Annotated in this window: 16 protein-coding genes; 10 read left to right on the forward strand and 6 right to left on the reverse strand. The window is 60.0% G+C overall.

Annotated elements, in window-relative coordinates; genetic code table 11:
* Nucleotides 1-286: 286 nt before the first annotated feature.
* A complete protein-coding gene (gene prpD, locus J1G18_RS26050) occupies nt 287-1771 on the forward strand; it encodes a 2-methylcitrate dehydratase (RefSeq protein WP_210557450.1) in 1485 nt (494 codons plus the stop codon).
* 23 nt (nt 1772-1794) lie between these two features.
* Here the strand turns inward: prpD and J1G18_RS26055 are convergent, their stop codons facing one another.
* The 4 genes from J1G18_RS26055 to J1G18_RS26070 form a co-directional block, all read right to left on the reverse strand.
* The gene (locus tag J1G18_RS26055; protein ID WP_223009173.1) at nt 1795-3117 is read right to left on the reverse strand and encodes an AAA-associated domain-containing protein; all 1323 of its coding nucleotides are present in this window, start codon (nt 3115-3117) and stop codon (nt 1795-1797) included.
* Nucleotides 3118-3131: 14 nt separating this feature from the next.
* Nucleotides 3132-4877, reverse strand: a complete 1746-nt coding sequence (locus J1G18_RS26060; protein ID WP_223009183.1) for an ABC transporter permease — start codon at nt 4875-4877, stop codon at nt 3132-3134.
* 276 nt (nt 4878-5153) lie between these two features.
* The gene (locus J1G18_RS26065; RefSeq protein WP_223009185.1) at nt 5154-5882 is read right to left on the reverse strand and encodes an alanyl-tRNA editing protein; all 729 of its coding nucleotides are present in this window, start codon (nt 5880-5882) and stop codon (nt 5154-5156) included.
* A 66-nt stretch (nt 5883-5948) separates the two neighbouring features.
* Complete coding sequence (locus J1G18_RS26070) at nt 5949-6869, reverse strand: DMT family transporter (protein WP_223009187.1); 921 nt, start codon at nt 6867-6869, stop codon at nt 5949-5951.
* A gap of 82 nt (nt 6870-6951) precedes the next feature.
* Between J1G18_RS26070 and J1G18_RS26075 the strand changes: the two genes are divergently transcribed.
* Nucleotides 6952-8367 carry a PLP-dependent aminotransferase family protein gene (locus J1G18_RS26075; RefSeq protein ID WP_223009189.1) on the forward strand — a complete coding sequence of 472 codons (1416 nt, stop codon included), beginning with the start codon at nt 6952-6954 and terminating at the stop codon, nt 8365-8367.
* 94 nt (nt 8368-8461) lie between these two features.
* Here J1G18_RS26075 and J1G18_RS26080 read toward each other — a convergent pair whose 3' ends face one another.
* A complete protein-coding gene (locus J1G18_RS26080) occupies nt 8462-9280 on the reverse strand; it encodes a pyruvate, water dikinase regulatory protein (RefSeq protein WP_003223283.1) in 819 nt (272 codons plus the stop codon).
* Between the two features lie 173 nt (nt 9281-9453).
* Here J1G18_RS26080 and ppsA point away from each other — a divergent pair, with 173 nt between their 5' ends.
* The 8 genes from ppsA (at nt 9454) to J1G18_RS26120 (ending at nt 17716) form a co-directional block, all read left to right on the forward strand.
* Nucleotides 9454-11829: a phosphoenolpyruvate synthase gene (gene ppsA / locus J1G18_RS26085; protein WP_115985805.1), complete on the forward strand. Its 2376-nt coding sequence runs from the start codon at nt 9454-9456 to the stop codon at nt 11827-11829.
* A gap of 187 nt (nt 11830-12016) precedes the next feature.
* Nucleotides 12017-13006, forward strand: a complete 990-nt coding sequence (locus J1G18_RS26090; RefSeq protein ID WP_027613293.1) for an alpha/beta fold hydrolase — start codon at nt 12017-12019, stop codon at nt 13004-13006.
* Between the two features lie 226 nt (nt 13007-13232).
* The gene (gene rraA / locus J1G18_RS26095) at nt 13233-13724 is read left to right on the forward strand and encodes a ribonuclease E activity regulator RraA (RefSeq protein WP_098967958.1); all 492 of its coding nucleotides are present in this window, start codon (nt 13233-13235) and stop codon (nt 13722-13724) included.
* Nucleotides 13725-13746: 22 nt separating this feature from the next.
* Nucleotides 13747-14742 (forward strand): zinc transporter ZntB, encoded by a 996-nt coding sequence (locus J1G18_RS26100; protein WP_027613291.1) that lies wholly within the window; start codon nt 13747-13749, stop codon nt 14740-14742.
* Nucleotides 14743-14805: 63 nt separating this feature from the next.
* Complete coding sequence (locus J1G18_RS26105) at nt 14806-15054, forward strand: hypothetical protein (RefSeq protein ID WP_003223293.1); 249 nt, start codon at nt 14806-14808, stop codon at nt 15052-15054.
* Nucleotides 15055-15056: 2 nt separating this feature from the next.
* Entirely contained in the window at nt 15057-15881 is an 825-nt protein-coding gene (locus J1G18_RS26110) for a mechanosensitive ion channel family protein (RefSeq protein WP_007916401.1), read from the forward strand.
* 87 nt (nt 15882-15968) lie between these two features.
* Nucleotides 15969-16559, forward strand: a complete 591-nt coding sequence (gene sigX / locus J1G18_RS26115; RefSeq protein ID WP_011333251.1) for an RNA polymerase sigma factor SigX — start codon at nt 15969-15971, stop codon at nt 16557-16559.
* 107 nt (nt 16560-16666) lie between these two features.
* Entirely contained in the window at nt 16667-17716 is a 1050-nt protein-coding gene (locus tag J1G18_RS26120; protein ID WP_027613290.1) for an OmpA family protein, read from the forward strand.
* Nucleotides 17717-17778: 62 nt separating this feature from the next.
* Here the strand turns inward: J1G18_RS26120 and cobA are convergent, their stop codons facing one another.
* Nucleotides 17779-18543 carry a uroporphyrinogen-III C-methyltransferase gene (gene cobA, locus J1G18_RS26125; RefSeq protein ID WP_223009192.1) on the reverse strand — a complete coding sequence of 255 codons (765 nt, stop codon included), beginning with the start codon at nt 18541-18543 and terminating at the stop codon, nt 17779-17781.
* Nucleotides 18544-18545: the final 2 nt, after the last annotated feature.

Consider the following 18545-nt stretch of genomic DNA (forward strand, 5'->3'; position numbering starts at 1 on the left):
ACCCTAGCCTCTCCCGGAGGGAGAGGGAGCAGACCGAGTTGTAATTGGATGTCCTGCGACCTGAAGCATCTTGGCGATTATGGATTCACGGAAGAGCTTTCAGGTCGATGTATGTGTTGAATATCACCCGGTCGGTTCCCTCTCCCTCCGGGAGAGGGCTAGGGTGAGGGAAACAATCCACTGACGAAACATCACAAAGCAGACACCACGATCTGCTCTGAACAAAAAACCAACCAGCCCCTGAGGAAGACCACCCCACTCATCATTCCCCACCAGGAGAACCGCAATGAGCGCCAACGTCGACCAGAACAACCGCCCCGACTACGACCGTGTCCTGCAGGACATCGCCGATTACGTCCTCACCTTCAACGTCGAATCTGCCGAAGCCCTCGACACCGCCCGCAACTGCCTGATGGATACCCTCGGCTGTGGCCTGCTGGCGTTGCGTTTTCCCGAATGCACCAAGCACCTTGGCCCCATCGTCGAGGGCACCGTCGTGCCGTTCGGGGCGCGGGTGCCGGGCACTTCCTATCGCCTCGACCCGGTGAAAGCCGCGTGGGACATCGGCTGCATTGTGCGCTGGCTCGACTACAACGACACCTGGCTCGCCGCCGAGTGGGGGCATCCGTCGGACAACCTCGGCGGAATTCTCGCGGTGGCCGATCACCTGTCGCAAAAGCGCGTTGCCAATGGTGAGAAGCCGCTGACGATTCGCGATGTACTTGAAGCGATGATCATGGCCCACGAAATTCAAGGCGTGATCGCTCTGGAAAACTCGTTCAACCGCGTCGGCCTAGACCACGTGCTGCTGGTGAAAGTCGCTTCGACCGCCGTCACCGCCAAACTGAGGGGGGCCAATCGCGAGCAACTGCTGTCGGCGTTGTCCCATGCCTTCGCCGATGGTCAGGCGCTGCGCACCTATCGCCATGCGCCGAACGCCGGATCGCGTAAATCCTGGGCGGCGGGTGATGCGACCAGCCGCGGAGTGCGTCTGGCCGACATTGCCCTGCGTGGCGAGATGGGTATTCCCGGGGTGTTGACGGCCAGGCAGTGGGGCTTCTACGACGTATCGTTCAGCCATACCAATAACGATCTGGCGCTCAAGCCCGAAGGCAAACGTGCCTTCAGTTTCTCGCGGCCCTACGGCAGTTACGTGATGGAAAACGTGCTGTTCAAGATCAGCTTCCCCGCCGAATTCCATGCGCAAACGGCCTGCGAAGCAGCGGTGACCTTGCATCCGTTGGTGCGCAACCGCTTGCATGAAATCGACCGCATCGTCATCACCACCCATGAGTCGGCGATTCGCATCATCTCCAAGGTCGGGCCGCTGGCCAACGCGGCGGATCGCGACCACTGCCTCCAGTACATGACCGCCGTGCCGCTGGCATTCGGCAATCTGCTGGCCGAGCAGTACGAGGATGATTTCCACGCCGCGCACCCGATCATCGATGTGCTGCGCGAGAAAATGGTCATCGTCGAAGACCCGCGTTTTACCCGCGAGTATCTGGAGGCCGACAAGCGCTCGATTGCCAACGCGGTGCAGGTGTTTTTCAAGGACGGATCGAGCACCGAGAACGTGGTGGTGGAATACCCGATCGGCCACCGTCGCCGCCGCGCCGATGGCATCCCGTTGCTGGAGGACAAGTTCAAGGCCAACCTGGCGACGCGTTTCACCGGCCAGCGCAGCAACGAGATCTTCACCCTGTGCAAGGATCAGCAAGCGCTCGAAGCCACGCCGGTCAATCGCTTCGTCGACCTGTTCGTGATCTAGGCCAACGCCAGAGGTGTCGCGGGCTACAGGCTGCCCTCGACATCCTCCAGGCTGAAGGTTTCGGTGTGGTCGTCGTAGGAGAAAATCTCCGCATAACGACCCCAGGCGATCACCACTTCCAGGGTTCTCTCGACGAATGCTTCGGTCAGCGAGTCCTGCAGTTCCTGCTCGAAACGCACCCGTGGCGCGCGGTGACCATTGCGCTCCAGCAGTACCTGACGGATGCGCGCGGCCAGCGGCACGTGGCGAATCAGGTGCTCGGCAAACAGGGTTTTGCGTTCCTGGGTGCCGTAGTCGGCGAACAGTTTGCCGGCGTCGGTCAGGGTGATCTCGGCGCCTTTGAGTTCAGCGAAACCGAGGTGCTCGATCATCTCGGCCACGGGGAACAGGTCATCGACTTCCAGCAGACGCCGTTCGGCCACGGTGGGCAGGCCGGCGTGGCCGTTGTAGGGTTCGGCGGCGATGGTTTCGATCAGACCGGCCATCAGGTTGGTCGAGACCTCAGGCAGCGGACTGCTCATTTTCAGCTCGGGTTTGCCGGCGCTGGCATCGGCGCTGCGCCGGTCAGTCATCTGCGCGTAAATGTCGTCGACCATCTGCCGGAAAGCCGGATCCAGGCGGTTGCGTGGATGGGCGAACGGCACTTTGATTTCCGCCACCACCCGTCCCGGGTTGGACGACAACACCAGAATGCGGTCGCACATCAGCACCGCTTCTTCGATGTTGTGGGTGACGATCAGGATCGATTTGATCGGCAGTTGCTTGCCGCTCCACAGGTCCAGCAGATCCGTGCGCAGGGTTTCGGCGGTCAGTACGTCCAGTGCCGAAAAGGGTTCGTCCATCAGCAACAGGGTCGGGTTGACCACCAGCGCACGCGCGAAGCCCACGCGCTGGCGCATGCCGCCGGACAACTCGCGCGGGTAGGCGTTTTCGAAACCGTCGAGGCCGATCAGGTCGATCGCCGCCAGCGCCCGTTTACGCGCAGCCTTGCGTTCGACCTGCAAGGCTTGCAGGCCGGCCTCGACGTTTTCCAGCACCGTCAGCCACGGGAACAGGGCGAAGGTCTGGAACACCATCGCCACACCTTCGGCCGGGCCGTGCAGCGGCTGGCCGTTGTACAGGACATCGCCCGATGACGGTTCGATCAGGCCGGCAATGATCCGCAGCAAGGTGGATTTGCCGGAGCCGGAGCGGCCGAGCATGCCGACGATCTCGCCTTCGCGCAGGGTCAGATCGACCCCGCTGAGCACTTGCAGTTCTTCCTTGCCCTTGCCAAACACCCGGTTCACATCGCTGAGCGAGTAGATTTCGGGGCTGGCGGCGGTTTGTCCGGTATAGGTATTCATCGCAGCGAGTCCCATCAGTTCAGGCGCAGTTTGTTTTCGGCCACGGCGTACATCGGTCGCCAGACCAGACGATTGAAGGCCACGACAAAGATCGCCATGACCACCACGCCGAGGGTGATTTTCGGAAAATCTCCGGCGGCGGTGGTCTGGGCGATATAGGCCCCGAGACCGTGGGCAACGACTTTGTCCTGCCCCCAGGAGACGAATTCGGAAACGATGCTGGCGTTCCACGCACCGCCCGAGGCGGTAATGGCGCCGGTCACGTAGTACGGGAAAATGCCCGGCAGCATGACCTTGCGCCACCACAACCAGCCGCGAATGCGGAAGTTGGCGGCGGCCTCTTTGTAGTCATTGGGGAAGGCGCTGGCTCCGGCGATCACGTTGAACAGGATGTACCACTGCGTGCCGAGCACGATCAGCGGGCTGAGCCAGATGTCCGGGTTCAACTGGTAGCGCAGGATCACGATGACGAATACCGGGAACAGCAGGTTCGCCGGAAATGCCGCGAGGAACTGCGCCAGCGGCTGGATCTTTTCCGCCAGCGCCGGACGCAGGCCGATCATCACTCCCAGCGGCACCCAGATCAGCGAAGCAATGAGAATCAGACCGGCCACTCGCAGCAAGGTGAAGAACCCCAGCAGCAATACATGGCCGACCTCGGCGAGCGTCACTTCTGTGCCGACATACAGGACGATGTGATAAAGCGCATAAGCCGTGAGCAGCGCGATCAATGTGCCCCAGATCCAGTCGATCATTTTCGCTCTGCTCGGGTTGTCCGCGCTGAGGGTGTGGCGCGCCGCGCGCGGCAGGTTCAAGCGCATGTTGCCCAGCCGGCTGATGGCGCGGCTGAACGGGCGCAGCAGGCGCTGGATCAAGCGGGTGCGCTGGATCAGGTTCAGTACCCAGGATTCGGGCGCGGCGGTCTGCGAGGCGGTGTTTTCCATGCGGAACTTGTCGGCCCAGGCCACCAGCGGGCGGAACAGGAACTGGTCGTAGATCAGGATCACCACGATCATCGTCAGAATCACGTAACCCACCGCGTGCAGGTCTTTCTGCGCGATGGCCATGGCCAGATACGAGCCGATACCCGGCAGGGTGATGGTCTGGTCCCCCACCGTGATGGCTTCCGACGCCACCACGAAGAACCAGCCGCCGGACATGCTCATCATCATGTTCCACACCAGCCCGGGCATGGCGAAAGGCACGTCGAGTTTCCAGAAACTCTGCCAGCCGGACAGTTGCAGGTTGGTCGACACCTCCACCAGATCCCGCGGCAGCATGCGCAGCGACTGGTAGAAGCTGAACGTCATGTTCCACGCCTGACTGGTGAAAATCGCAAAGATCGCGGCGAATTCCGCCCCGAGTACCCGGCCGGGAAACAACAGCAGAAAGAAGGTCACGGTGAACGAGATGTAGCCCAGCACCGGCACCGATTGCAGGATGTCCAGCACCGGCACCAGCAGTTTTTCGGCGCGACGGCTTTTCGCGGCCAGGGTGCCGTAAAGCAGGGTGAACACCAGCGCCGCGACCATCGCCGCGAGCATGCGCAGGGTGGTGCGCATGGCGTATTCCGGCAGGTTGCCCGGGTCGAGGGAAATCACCTCGCTCTGCAAGGTGGCGATTGGCGCCCAGGTTTCCCGGGCGGTGATCGAGAAAAACAGCAAGAAGCCGATCACCAGCGGCATGGCGATCAGGTCCCAGCGATTGGGCAGCAAGCGCCGGGTCGTGGCCGGGATGTAGTGACGGAACACTTTCTTCATACGCAGTGATTCCAGCGGTGTCCAAGGGGGCGCGGCAGTCTGAGCGTAGCTTCTGTCTGCACGACCCACCGAGTGAGCGGATGCTCGTTCTTCAGGTTCAAGTGGGAGGTGAATGTTGCGGGCCCGCTGAATTCATCAGGCCAGGAGGGCTGGCGTATCCGGTTTGGGAACCGGATGCGCTGCTTGCGCGGATTGTATATTTCCAGATGTTACAAAGACGTAAAGACAGTGTCTGTTTTAAGTGAAGAAACTTTCATCCGGTAAATGCCCGTCCGCCTACGCGAAACGCAGGATTACCCGGCGATTGTTGCGGCTTTTCTTCTCGATTTTTTCGCAATACACCCGGCCGATTTCCCGGGTGTTGTGCACATGGGTGCCGCCGCAGGGCTGGATGTCGACGCCGCTGACCTCGACCATGCGCAAGTCACCCTGAATGACGGGCGGCTTGACCGTCTTGCTGCCCGTCCTCTCCAGCAAGGCGGGGTACTCGGCGGCCGGCATCGACAGGGTATTGACCGTGCAGGCCTGTTCGATCAGCGCGTTGAGGTCGCGGGTGATGCTGTCCTTGTCGAGGGTCATTTGCGGCAGATCGAAATCCAGTCGGCCCTTGTCGGCGCTGATGCTGCACCCGGTGACTGGCGCATTGATCAGCGCACCGAGCAGATGCAGGCAGGTATGCATCTTCATGTGCTGATAGCGCCGCTCCCAGTCGAGACTGGCGTTGACCAATGCGCCGGTACACAACTGCGGCGGGCACTCCTGCACCTGATGCCAGATGATCGACGGCAGCAGGGGGTCGCGCACCGTCCCGGTGACTTCGATCCGCGTACCATCCACCAGACTGAAATGCCCGGTGTCACCCGGGTGCCCGCCACCGGTTGGGTAGAAAAGGGTGTGTTCCAGCACGACGGCCTGATCGACCACTGCGATGACTCGGGCACCAAAGGCGCGTCGGTAGGGTTCGCTGTTAAACAGGCTGAGGGTTTCCATGGTGTGTACCGACATTTGAACCTCCGATGTTCAAAGTTGAGTGGTGTGTGAGCCCTTGTGCTCACGTCGGGTCGTGGGCTTTCAGCGTTTGAGCGGTAGCTTGGTGATCGCGAAACCGGCGAGCAGGATTGCCGAGTACAGCATCAGGTCCCGCGAGATCGGCGTGCCTTCGTACCAGGCGCCGATGAGCAGGGCGAATACCGGGAAGATAATGAACACGAACGACAACAGCACCGGGCTCAGGCGTTTGAGCAGGATGAAATACGCGATAAAGCCGCCCACTGACGCCACCAGTCCGAGGTACAGCAGAGCGCCCCATGAGCGCGCGGTCACGTCCTTGAATACCGGTGCTTCCACGTTCAAGCCGACAATAAATAACATCAGCCCGGCGATGCCGATCGGCAGGGTGTTGTAGGTGATCACGCTGATCGCGCTGCCGTGCTTTTTAGTCACCACGTAACACAGCGCATGCAGGATCGCCGCGCACAGAATCGCCAGTACGCCGAGCCATTCCGCCTGATCCAGATGCAGGCCCTGGCTGCGAATGATCATGAACAGACTGGCGAAACCGATGGCGATACCGAGCATCTGTGTGGGGAGGATTTTCTCGCGCAGAAACAGCGCGGAAAAAATCAGGATAAACACCGGCATGCAACTGAACAGCAGCGCTGTCAGACCGGACGAAACGTGCATCTCGCCGTAGTTGAGCAGGTAGTACGGCAGGCTGAAGTACGACAGCGTGACGAACACGAAAAACCAGCGGCTCTGTCGCGGGAACAGCAGCGGTTCCCTGCGCAGTGCGGCGAAGCTCAGGAACAGCGGAAAGGCGATCAGAAAGCGCAGGCCCGCGGCGGTCAGTGGTGGCACGCTTTCCACGGCAATCCTGATCCCCAGCCACGTGGTGCCCCAGCTCAGGCAGACGATCAGAAACAACGTGCTGGTGAGCAATCCGGCGAGCCACGGTTTGCTGGCGTTCAACGGTGCGCTGATGGCAGTCGACATGCTGGGTGCTCCGCATTGACCTGGTAGTTGAAAAGGGCTATCCCTGATTGAACCTGTTTTCAGCACGCTATTCGGGGCGACAATGACTGTCAAAGTAAGTATTGCCATGGTGTCAATCCTCCGCGACGGCCTCGCCAACGGGGTGGGGGTAAAGTACAAGCGCCTGGCGGATGCGGTGCAGCAGGCCATCGCCGAAGGCGTGATTGCGGCGGGAGCGAAATTGCCGCCGCACCGGCTGTTGGCCGATAGCCTGGGCGTGACCATCGGCACCATCAGTCGCGCCTATGGCGAACTGGAGCGGGTCGGTCTGGTGGTGGCCCGGGTCGGCGATGGCACTTATGTACGTGAGCGCGGGATGGAGCGGCCGCAGGACAAGGGCTTTCGCAATGTCAGCGATGAGCCGCGCGCCTGTTTCGACATGAGCCGCAATCAGCCGATCCCCGGGCAGGAAGCGGCATTCATGAGCCAGACCCTGCACAGCCTCGCCAGTGATCCGCGCGGCTTGCAGCAGTTGACCGGTTACACCGTCGAAAGCGGTTTGCTGCGGCATCGGCAGGCGGGGGCGCGCTGGTTGAGTCATGGCGCGTTCCAGCCGCACGCCGATCAGGTGTTGTGCGTCAATGGCGGCCAGCATGGCTTGCTGTGCGCCTTGATGGGCCTGCTCAAGGCCGGCGACACGTTGGTTACCGAGCATCTGACCTATCCAGGCCTGATCAGCGTCGCGCGCCAGTTGGGGATCAAACTCATCGGTGTCGCAATGGATGACGAAGGGCTGCTGCCGGCAGCGCTGGACGACGTCTGTCGGCAGCACCGTGTCTCGGCGTTGTACTGCACGCCGACGATTCAGAACCCGACGGCGGCAGTCATGTCGGTACCACGGCGCGAGGCGATTGCCGACATCTGTCGCCAACACAATCTGCTGGTTTTCGAAGACGACGCGCATGCGGTGCTGGCCCGCCAGCGACCGTTGCCGTTGAGCCATTTCGCCGCCGAGCGCGCGGTGTTGATCGGCAGTCTGAGCAAGGCGGTTTCAGCCGGTCTGCGGGTCGGTTATCTGCATGCACCGCAAGCGCTGATCGGGCGCCTGAGTGCGGCCATTCGCGGCACCTGCTGGATGGCTAATCCGCTGGCGATGGAGTTGGCGAGCCGCTGGATCGACAACGGCATGGCCGAGCGTTTGCTGGATGAGCAGATCAGCGAAATCGGCCGGCGCAAGGCGTTGGTCGCACCGGAGTTGGCTGGGCTCAATTACAAGGCGGATGCGCATAGCCCGCACTTCTGGATTGAGGTGCCGCAGTTGTGGCGCGCATCGCAGATTGCGGCGGAGCTGAAGGAAAACAACTACCTGGTGGCCACCGCCGAGGCCTTTGCGGTCGGGCATGCGGCGGTGCCGCAGTTCATTCGAGCGAGTGTGTGCAATGCGGTGGGAGATGATTGGTTGTTGCTGTCCGGCTTCGAGGCTTTGGCAAATGCCCTGATACAACATCATCCCCTGTAGGAGCTGCCGCAGGCTGCGATCTTTTGATTTTGATCGTTAACAGCAAGAGCAAAAGATCGCAGCCTGCGGCAGCTCCTACAGGAGGGGAGTGGTGTTATTTGAAGCGCCGCTCCACGCCTTTCTCCACGAGAATCTTCGCCGAAATCTCTTCCACCGAAAAATGCGTGGAGTTGATGTGCGGGATGTTCTCGCGGCGGAACAGGTTTTCCACTTCACGCACTTCGAATTCGCACTGGGCGTAGCTCGAATAACGGCTGTTGGGCTTGCGCTCGTTGCGGATCGCGGTGAGGCGATCCGGGTCGATGGTCAGGCCGAACAGCTTGTGCTGATGGGCGCGCAGGGCGGTTGGCAGGGTCAGGCGCTCCATGTCGTCTTCGGTCAGCGGGTAGTTGGCCGCGCGAATGCCGAATTGCATCGCCATGTACAGGCACGTCGGCGTCTTACCACAACGCGACACGCCCACTAGTATCAGATCGGCCTTGTCGTAATAGTGGGTGCGCGCGCCGTCGTCATTGTCGAGAGCGAAGTTCACCGCCTCGATCCGCTCCATGTAATTGGAGTTGTGCCCGATCGAATGCGACTTGCCGACGGTATAGGAAGAATGCTCGGTCAGTTCCTGCTCCAGAGGGGCGAGGAAGGTCGAGAAAATGTCGATCATGAAACCATTGGAGGTCGCGAGAATCTCACGGATGTCCTGATTGACGATGGTGTCGAAGATGATCGGGCGCATGCCGTCGGTTTCAGCGGCTTTGTTGATTTGTTGTACCATGGCCCGCGCTTTGTCCGCGTTGTCGATATACGGCCGCGTGACTTTGCTGAAGGTAATGTTTTCGAACTGCGCCAGAAGGCTTTGACCCAGGGTTTCGGCAGTGATGCCGGTGCCATCGGAGATAAAGAAAGCAGATCGTTTCATTTGCACCTTGGGCCTTAAGCTAGTCATCAATCTTGGATATGATAGGCGCGATTGCCGGCCGCCAATGGCCCGCATTCTCACTTATTTTCCAGGTCCAGGCCATACAGCCGGCCAACGCTCCCCCGAGCTGCCGGTTTCTGAGCTTTTCCAACACAGTTAGTGGAGAGATCACCTTGGTAGAGTACGTAGTTTCCCTCGATAAGCTCGGCAAACACGATGTTGAGCATGTGGGGGGCAAGAACGCATCCCTGGGCGAGATGATCAGCAACCTGGCGGGTGCCGGTGTGTCGGTCCCCGGCGGCTTTGCCACCACCGCGCAGGCCTATCGCGACTTTCTCGAACTGAGCGGCCTCAACGATCAGATCCACAAGGCTCTCGACGCCCTGGACGTCGATGACGTCAATGCACTGGCCAAGACCGGTGCGCAGATCCGTCAATGGATCATGGACGCCGAATTCCCTGAAAAACTCAATGCCGAGATCCGCACCGCGTTCGCCGCGTTGTCGGCCGGTAACCCCGATGTGGCCGTGGCCGTGCGTTCTTCCGCTACCGCCGAAGACTTGCCGGACGCCTCGTTTGCCGGTCAGCAGGAAACCTTCCTGAACATCCGTGGCGTGGAAAACGTCATCCGCGCCGCCAAAGAGGTGTTCGCTTCGCTGTTCAACGACCGGGCGATTTCCTACCGCGTGCACCAGGGCTTCGACCACAAACTGGTCGCCCTGTCGGCCGGCGTGCAGCGCATGGTGCGTTCGGAAACCGGTACTGCCGGCGTGATGTTCACCCTCGATACCGAATCCGGTTTCCGTGACGTGGTGTTCATCACCGGCGCCTACGGCCTGGGCGAAACCGTCGTACAAGGCGCGGTGAACCCTGACGAATTCTATGTGCACAAGGGCACGCTGGAAGCCGGTCGTCCGGCGATCCTGCGTCGCAACCTCGGCAGCAAGGCGATCAAGATGATCTACGGCGACGAGGCCAAGGCCGGTCGTTCGGTGAAGACCGTCGATGTCGACAAGGCCGAGCGTGCGCGTTTCTGCCTGACCGACGCCGAAGTCAGCGAGCTGGCCAAGCAGGCGATGATCATCGAGAAGCACTACGGCTGCCCGATGGACATCGAGTGGGCCAAGGACGGTGACGACGGCAAGCTGTACATCGTGCAGGCCCGTCCGGAAACCGTGAAGAGCCGCACCCAGGCCAACGTCATGGAACGTTACCTGCTGAAAGAAACCGGCACCGTGCTGGTGGAAGGTCGTGCCATCGGCCAGCGCATCGGCGCCGGTAAAGTGCGGATCATCAAGGACGTCTCGGAAATGGACAAAGTCCAGGCCGGTGACGTGCTGGTCTCCGACATGACCGACCCGGACTGGGAGCCGGTGATGAAGCGCGCCAGCGCCATCGTCACCAACCGTGGCGGCCGTACCTGCCACGCGGCGATCATCGCCCGTGAACTGGGGATTCCAGCGGTCGTGGGTTGCGGCAACGCCACCCAACTGCTCAAGGATGGTCAGGGTGTGACCGTGTCCTGCGCCGAAGGCGACACCGGTTACATCTTCGAAGGCGAGCTGGGCTTCGACGTCAAGAAGAACTCCGTCGACGCCATGCCGGAGTTGCCGTTCAAGATCATGATGAACGTCGGCAATCCGGACCGCGCCTTCGACTTCGCCCAGCTGCCGAACGCCGGTGTCGGCCTGGCCCGTCTGGAATTCATCATCAACCGCATGATCGGCGTCCACCCGAAAGCGCTGTTGAACTACGACGGCCTGCCGCAGGAAATCAAGGACAGCGTCGACAAGCGCATCGCCGGTTACAACGATCCGGTCGGTTTCTACGTCGAAAAACTGGTGGAAGGCATCAGCACCCTCGCGGCAGCGTTCTGGCCGAAGAAGGTCATCGTGCGTCTGTCGGACTTCAAGTCCAACGAATACGCGAACCTGATCGGCGGCAAGTTGTACGAGCCGGAAGAAGAAAACCCGATGCTCGGCTTCCGTGGCGCTTCGCGTTACATCAGCGAATCGTTCCGTGACTGCTTCGAACTCGAATGCCGCGCGTTGAAACGCGTGCGCAACGAGATGGGCCTGACCAACGTCGAAATCATGGTGCCGTTCGTTCGTACCCTCGGCGAAGCCAGTCAGGTAGTCGATCTGCTCGCCGAAAACGGCCTGGCCCGTGGCGACAACGGCCTGCGCGTGATCATGATGTGCGAACTGCCATCCAACGCGATCCTGGCTGAAGAATTCCTCGAGTTCTTCGACGGTTTCTCGATCGGTTCCAACGACCTGACTCAGCTGACACTGGGCCTGGACCGTGACTCCGGGATCATCGCGCACCTGTTCGACGAGCGTAATCCGGCGGTCAAGAAGCTGTTGGCCAACGCGATTGCCGCGTGCAACAAGGCCGGCAAATACATCGGCATCTGCGGTCAGGGCCCTTCGGACCACCCGGATCTGGCCAAGTGGCTGATGGAGCAGGGCATCGAAAGCGTGTCGCTGAACCCGGACTCCGTGCTGGAAACCTGGTTCTTCCTCGCCGAAGGTCAGGCGCAGGCTTGATCCATATGTGAACGGCCATCCACGCCTGTGGGAGCGGGCTTGCTCGCGAAGACGGAATGAGATCCGCCACAAATGTTGGCTGATACACCGCTTTCGCGAGCAAGCCCGCTCCCACAAAGGTCGGGGGCTTTGAGATTGAAGTAGGGCGGGCTCCTGTAGATGCCGCCCTTTTTTGTGCAAGAGCATTATGCAAAGCAGCAGCAACCTGTTTCCTGTCGCCCTGATCAGCGCCGAACGTCGCGGTGATCTGAGCGAAGATGTGTATCGACTCAAACCCGGCAACAGTCCCGACTGGTCCGTGGAAATCGCCGTGACCCGCTTGGGCATGGCCGACGACACGACACCACGCGGCGTGCCGGTGATTTTGTTGCACGGCAGTTTTTCCAATCGGCGCTTCTGGTTTTCCCCCAAGGGCCTCGGGTTGGGTGCGTACCTGACCCGTCTGGGCTTCGACGTGTGGATCCCGGAGATGCGCGGTCACGGCCTGTCGCAGCGCAACGAGGACTACCGGCGCAACCGCGTAGCCGACTACGCCCGTTACGATCTGCCGGCGATTGCCGCGTTCGTCCGCGAGCAGAGCGGGCAGGTGCCGCACTGGATCGGCCATTCGCTGGGCGGCATCACGCTGGCGGCGGCGCTGGGTGGCGAATACCTCGGCGAGCCGGCCGTGGCCTCGGCGGCGTTTTTCGGCACGCAGGTCAGCCGCACGTACTGGCCGCTGAAGATTCCACCGGTGGAGTGGAGCGGGCGCTTCATTCTCAAGCGTTTCGCGCAGTTGTCCGGCTCACGCCTCAAGCGCGGCCCGGAAGACGAGCCGATCGGGCTGGCGCTGGAAAGCATGCGCTGGTACGGCTTGTTCGGGCGTTTTGGCGACAAGGACAAGGACTGGTGGGCCGGCCTGGCCGAGGTTCAGGTGCCGGTGCTGGCAGTGACCGCGGCGGGCGATCATCAGGATCCGGCGTGGGCCTGTCGCAAACTGTTCGAGCAGATCGGCTCCGAGCACAAACAGTTCGTCAATCTGGGGCGCGAGCAGGGCTTCAGCGACAACTTCGGGCATGTCGAGATGTTGGTGAGCAAGGCGGCGCAGGCCGAGGTCTGGCCGCTGGTGGCACGCTGGTTGAACGATCAGCAGACGCCGTTGCTCGGCGACAAGCCGGATCTTGCCGCTGCGGTCTGAGTCCGGGGCTCTGAAAAGGGCATTTCGTTCAGGTCGGCTTGCGGCTAAGATATGACGCATTGTGCGGTTCTGGTCATATTTGGTGGCTGTTTAGCTATTACGTTTCAGCGTTTGTTCAGGTTCGTTCAGCGACCATTGCATGAACTAAGGTAAACAGCGACCGCCGGGACTCGTTTCAAAAGAGTGCGACATCCTTGATCGTCTTCCTTTTTACAGGAGTTTTTCGATGAACCATTACCTCACGCCTGACCTGTGCGACGCCTATCCGGAGCTGGTGCAGGTGCTGGAACCGATGTTCAGCAATTTCGGCGGCCGTGATTCCTTCGGCGGCGAAATCGTGACCATCAAATGTTTCGAAGATAACTCGCTGGTCAAAGAGCAAGCCGAACTCAAGGGTAACGGCAAGGTGCTGGTGGTCGATGGCGGCGGTTCGCTGCGGCGCGCGCTGCTGGGCGACATGATCGCCGAGAAAGCCGCGAAAAACGGCTGGGAAGGGATGGTCATCTACGGTTGTATCCGTGACGTCGACGTTATTGCCCAGACCGATCTCGGCGTTCAGGCGTTGGCCAGCCATCCGATGAAAACCGAAAAGCGCGGTATCGGCGATCTCAACGTACCGGTGACTTTCGCCGGCGTGACGTTCCACCCGGGCCACTACATCTATGCGGACAACAACGGCGTGATCGTTTCGCCAAGTCCGCTGCAGATGCCTGAATAAGTTTTTCGACAAAGGGATGCGGATGTTCGAGGAAGAAAACGCGCAGTGGGGGCTGGTGCATGCCCTGGTGCTGGACGGTAAAGGCGGTGCGCGTTCGATTGCCCGGACTGAGCTCGACGATCTGCAACTGCAGGCCCATGAGAGCCTGTGGCTGCATTGGGATCGCAGCCATCCGCAAACCCAGACCTGGCTGCGCAAATCCAGCGGCCTGAATGAATTTGCCTGCGACCTGCTGCTGGAAGAGAACACCCGGCCACGCCTGTTGCCGTTGCCGGATGCCGAACTGTTGCTGTTTCTGCGCGGGGTCAACCTCAACCCCGGCGCCGAGCCGGAAGACATGGTCTCGGTGCGGATTTTCGCGTCGGCGCAACGGGTCATCTCGCTGCGTTTGCGTCCGCTGCGTGCCACCGATGAGCTGCTGGCGCTGCTAAGCGAAGGCAAAGGCCCGAAAACCTCATCTGAACTGATCCTGTATCTGGCGCAATTCCTCACCAACAAGGTGCAGGATCTGGTCACCTGCCTGTCGGAACTGGTCGATGAAGAGGAAGAAAAACTGGATGCCGACGAACGGTATACCCCCGAGCATGGCTCGATTTTGCACATCCGGCGTCGGGCGGCCGGACTGAAGCGTTTTCTGGCACCGCAGCGGGATATTTTCGGACAACTGACCCGGATAAAACTGCCGTGGTTTGTCGACGATGACGCCGACTACTGGAACGAATTGAACAACAGCCTGACGCGCTATCTCGAAGAGCTGGAATTGACCCGAGAGCGCATGGGGCTTGTGCTGGAGGCCGAAGACCGGCGTTTGAACGTGCGCATGAATCGCACGATGTACCGCTTCGGCATCATCACCTGCATCTTTTTGCCGATGAGTTTTCTCACCGGCCTGCTGGGCATCAATGTGGGCGGCATTCCGTTCTCGAGCAGCCCTTATGGTTTCCTGATTGCCTGTCTGACGGTGCTGGCGATGGCCTTCGGTCAATGGTGGTTATTCCGCCGTTTGCGCTGGGTGTGAATATGCAACATGTGACCCGACCAAATTTGCCCGCGTCTTTCACAGACATCACGAGAGGTGCGTATGCACGATCCGTTTGAACAGTCTTTGCGCGACATGCTCAACGCCTCGCCGTCCAGCCGTGACGACGATGCATGCCTGGGTCGCGTACTCAAAACCGCCAACCGCCAGGTGGGCGCCGGTGATCTGTTCAGCCTGCTGGGCCGCTGGCTGCCCGCGCTGATGATCGCCCTGAATAACGGATCGGCCCACGTCTCGCCGGTTTCCCGTCTTCGTAAAACTACTGCACGCACTGCTGATAAGGCTGATTGAATATGGAACTTGATCTCTGGACTCAGAGCCTCGTCACTGCAATGACTGCGTTGTGGACCAAAGTCGCCAACTTCATCCCGAACCTGTTCGGCGCACTGGTGGTGCTGCTGTTGGGTTTCGTGGTGGCCAAGCTGCTCGATACCTTGCTGTCCAAATTGCTCGCCAAACTGGGCCTTGATCGCCTGATGGGCGGCACCGGTCTGACCAAGTTGATGTCGCGGGCCGGCCTGCAAGTGCCGATCTCGACCTTGATCGGCAAGATTGTTTACTGGTTCGTTCTGCTGATTTTCCTGGTTTCTGCAGCAGAGTCCCTTGGACTTGAGCGAGTTTCAGCTACGCTGGACATGCTGGCGTTGTATTTGCCGAAGGTTTTCGGCGCCGCGCTGGTGTTGCTGGTGGGTGTTTTGCTCGCGCAATTGGCCAACGGCCTGGTGCGCGGAGCGGCAGAAGGCGTAGGGCTGGACTACGCTTCGGGTTTGGGCCGAATCGCCCAGGGGCTGGTGATCATCATCAGTATCTCGGTCGCGATCAGCCAGCTCGAGGTCAAGACTGACCTGCTGAACCATGTGATTGTCATCGTATTGATTACCGTTGGTCTGGCCGTTGCGCTGGCCATGGGTTTGGGAAGCCGGGAAATTGCCGGTCAGATTCTTGCGGGAATCTATGTGCGTGAGTTGTATCAGGTTGGGCAACAAGTGCGTGTTGGCGAGGTCGAAGGCCAGATCGAAGAGATCGGCACGGTTAAAACCACATTGCTGACCGATGAGGGTGAGCTAGTCTCACTCTCCAATCGGATCCTGCTGGAACAGCATGTGAGTAGCCGCTAACCCGGCAAACCCTGCTAATGTATGCCGCCGCAAAATGCCCTGAGAGGGGTGCGGCGGACATTGACCTGACTGTCGGCACGACTTGTTTTGAATAAAGCCCAAACGCTATCCACGCGCTATGACCCCCGTGAGCTCTCTGATGAGGAGTTGGTCGCGCGCTCGCATACCGAGCTGTTTCACGTGACGCGCGCCTATGAAGAGCTGATGCGGCGTTACCAGCGAACATTATTTAACGTTTGTGCGAGATATCTTGGGAACGATCGCGACGCAGACGATGTCTGTCAGGAAGTGATGCTTAAGGTGTTGTACGGCCTGAAGAACTTCGAGGGGAAATCGAAGTTCAAAACCTGGCTCTACAGCATCACGTATAACGAATGCATCACGCAGTATCGGAAGGAACGGCGAAAGCGTCGCTTGATGGACGCCTTGAGTCTGGACCCGCTGGAAGAAGCGTCGGAAGAAAAGGCGCCGAAACCCGAGGAGAAGGGCGGACTCGATCGCTGGCTGGTGTATGTGAACCCGATTGACCGTGAAATTCTGGTGCTACGATTTGTCGCAGAGCTGGAGTTTCAGGAGATCGCAGACATCATGCACATGGGTTTGAGTGCGACAAAAATGCGGTACAAACGTGCTCTAGACAAATTGCGTGAGAAATTTGCAGGCATTGCTGAAACTTAGTTCAGCGCAAATATCTCTTACGTGTAGGCAAGTTCTGATAGACTTGCCGCCGAGTTGTCCCCCGGTTTGCGGGACTGCTTCACAATCACCAGATGGGGATTTAACGGATGAAACTGAAAAACACCTTGGGCTTGGCCATTGGTTCTCTTATTGCCGCTACTTCGTTCGGCGCACTGGCACAAGGCCAAGGCGCAGTTGAAGGCGAGATCAACTACAAGAAGCAGTACAACGACAGCATTGATCATGTCGAAGACGGCTTCAACCCAGGCGCCAAAATCGGTTACTTCCTGACCGACGACGTCTCGATCAACTTCGGCTGGGATCGTAACAACCACACCCGTTCGAACGACGGTACCGGTAGCCAGAAACTGCGCGGTGACAACTTCGGTCTGACCGCTCAGTACCACTTCAACAACGCTGGCGACGCTCTGCGTCCTTACGTTGAAGGTGGTGTTAAGCACGGCAACCTGACCAACGTAGCTGCTGACGGCCACACCGGTCGCGACCAGTCGACTTTCCTGACTGCTGGCGCTGGCGTTAAGTACTACTTCGCTGAAAACTTCTTCGCCCGTGCTGGCGTAGAAGCTGACTACAAACTGGACAACGGCCGTTGGGACTACGCTCCATCGGTTGGTCTGGGTGTGAACTTCGGTGGCGGCGGCAAGCCAGCTGCTGCTCCAGTTCCAGCTCCGGCTGAAGTCTGCTCCGACAGCGACAACGATGGCGTTTGCGACAACGTTGACAAGTGCCCGGACACCCCAGCCAACGTAACTGTTGACGCTGATGGCTGCCCAGCAGTTGCTGAAGTTGTTCGTGTAGAGCTGGACGTGAAGTTCGACTTCGACAAGTCGGTCGTCAAGCCAAACAGCTACGCTGACATCAAGAACCTGGCTGACTTCATGAAGCAGTACCCAGCTACTCACACCACTGTTGAAGGTCACACTGACTCCGTCGGTCCTGACGCTTACAACCAGAAACTGTCCGAGCGTCGTGCAAACGCCGTTAAGCAGGTTCTGACCCAGCAGTACGGTGTTGAGTCGTCCCGCGTTCAGTCGATCGGCTACGGCGAATCCCGCCCAGTTGCTGACAACAAAACTGAAGCTGGCCGTGCTGTTAACCGTCGCGTAGAAGCGCAGGTTGAAGCTCAAGCTAAGTAATTAGCTGCCGCTACGAGAAAAGCCCGGCTCAAGCCGGGCTTTTCTTTGCCTGCGATTTGGCTTTACAGGGCGTACACAGTTCCCTTGCGGGAGCTGCCGGAGACTGCGATCCTTTGCTCTGCAATGGCAGCCACTGCGCCGATGACGAGTATGGCCGGGCTCTTGAGCTCAAACCGGCAGGCGTCGTCACTCATGCTCATCAGATCAGTGCGGCACTCACGCTGCTCTGGCAGAGAGGCATTCTCGATCATCGCCACCGGCGTATCTGCCGCCATCCCGCCGGCCAATAGCTGATCGCGAATCTCGCCAAGCTTGGCCACCCCCATATAAATCACCAGTGTCGTCCCGCCCTGCGCCAACGCCTGCCAGTTCAATTGACTGTCGTCCTGGGTGTGCGCGGTCACCAGCGTCACCCCGCGCGCCACACCGCGCAACGTCAGCGGAATATCGCATTGCGTCGCGCCGGCGAGTCCGGCGGTAATACCGTTGACCAACTCGACCTCAATCCCACGTTCGCGTAACCACTGCGCCTCTTCGCCGCCACGACCGAAAATGCACGGGTCACCGCCCTTGAGCCGCACCACGCAGTTGCCTTGGCGCGCATAACGCAACATCAGCCGATGGATGAACGCCTGCGGTGTCGAGCGACAGCCGCCGCGTTTGCCCACGGCAATGATTCGCGCGGTGGGGCAATGCTCCAGCACCGCGGCATTGACCAGATCGTCAATCAACACCACCTGCGCTTCACGCAATGCGCGCACCGCTTTGAGCGTCAGCAGTTCGGGATCACCGGGACCTGCACCCACCAGCCAGACTTTTGCATTCATGG

This window comes from Pseudomonas sp. MIS38 (assembly GCF_019891575.1).
Taxonomy (GTDB): domain Bacteria; phylum Pseudomonadota; class Gammaproteobacteria; order Pseudomonadales; family Pseudomonadaceae; genus Aquipseudomonas; species Aquipseudomonas putida_A.

Excerpts from the sequence above, each read along its gene's own strand:
- prpD (WP_210557450.1), top strand. The coding sequence starts at position 287 with ATGAGCGCCAACGTCGACCAGAACAACCGCCCCGACTACGACCGTGTC.
- J1G18_RS26055 (WP_223009173.1), bottom strand. The coding sequence starts at position 3,117 with ATGAATACCTATACCGGACAAACCGCCGCCAGCCCCGAAATCTACTCG.
- J1G18_RS26060 (WP_223009183.1), bottom strand. The coding sequence starts at position 4,877 with ATGAAGAAAGTGTTCCGTCACTACATCCCGGCCACGACCCGGCGCTTG.
- J1G18_RS26065 (WP_223009185.1), bottom strand. The coding sequence starts at position 5,882 with ATGTCGGTACACACCATGGAAACCCTCAGCCTGTTTAACAGCGAACCC.
- J1G18_RS26070 (WP_223009187.1), bottom strand. The coding sequence starts at position 6,869 with ATGTCGACTGCCATCAGCGCACCGTTGAACGCCAGCAAACCGTGGCTC.
- J1G18_RS26075 (WP_223009189.1), top strand. The coding sequence starts at position 6,952 with ATGACTGTCAAAGTAAGTATTGCCATGGTGTCAATCCTCCGCGACGGC.
- J1G18_RS26080 (WP_003223283.1), bottom strand. The coding sequence starts at position 9,280 with ATGAAACGATCTGCTTTCTTTATCTCCGATGGCACCGGCATCACTGCC.
- J1G18_RS26090 (WP_027613293.1), top strand. The coding sequence starts at position 12,017 with ATGCAAAGCAGCAGCAACCTGTTTCCTGTCGCCCTGATCAGCGCCGAA.
- rraA (WP_098967958.1), top strand. The coding sequence starts at position 13,233 with ATGAACCATTACCTCACGCCTGACCTGTGCGACGCCTATCCGGAGCTG.
- J1G18_RS26100 (WP_027613291.1), top strand. The coding sequence starts at position 13,747 with ATGTTCGAGGAAGAAAACGCGCAGTGGGGGCTGGTGCATGCCCTGGTG.
- J1G18_RS26105 (WP_003223293.1), top strand. The coding sequence starts at position 14,806 with ATGCACGATCCGTTTGAACAGTCTTTGCGCGACATGCTCAACGCCTCG.
- J1G18_RS26110 (WP_007916401.1), top strand. The coding sequence starts at position 15,057 with ATGGAACTTGATCTCTGGACTCAGAGCCTCGTCACTGCAATGACTGCG.
- J1G18_RS26120 (WP_027613290.1), top strand. The coding sequence starts at position 16,667 with ATGAAACTGAAAAACACCTTGGGCTTGGCCATTGGTTCTCTTATTGCC.
- cobA (WP_223009192.1), bottom strand. The coding sequence starts at position 18,543 with ATGAATGCAAAAGTCTGGCTGGTGGGTGCAGGTCCCGGTGATCCCGAA.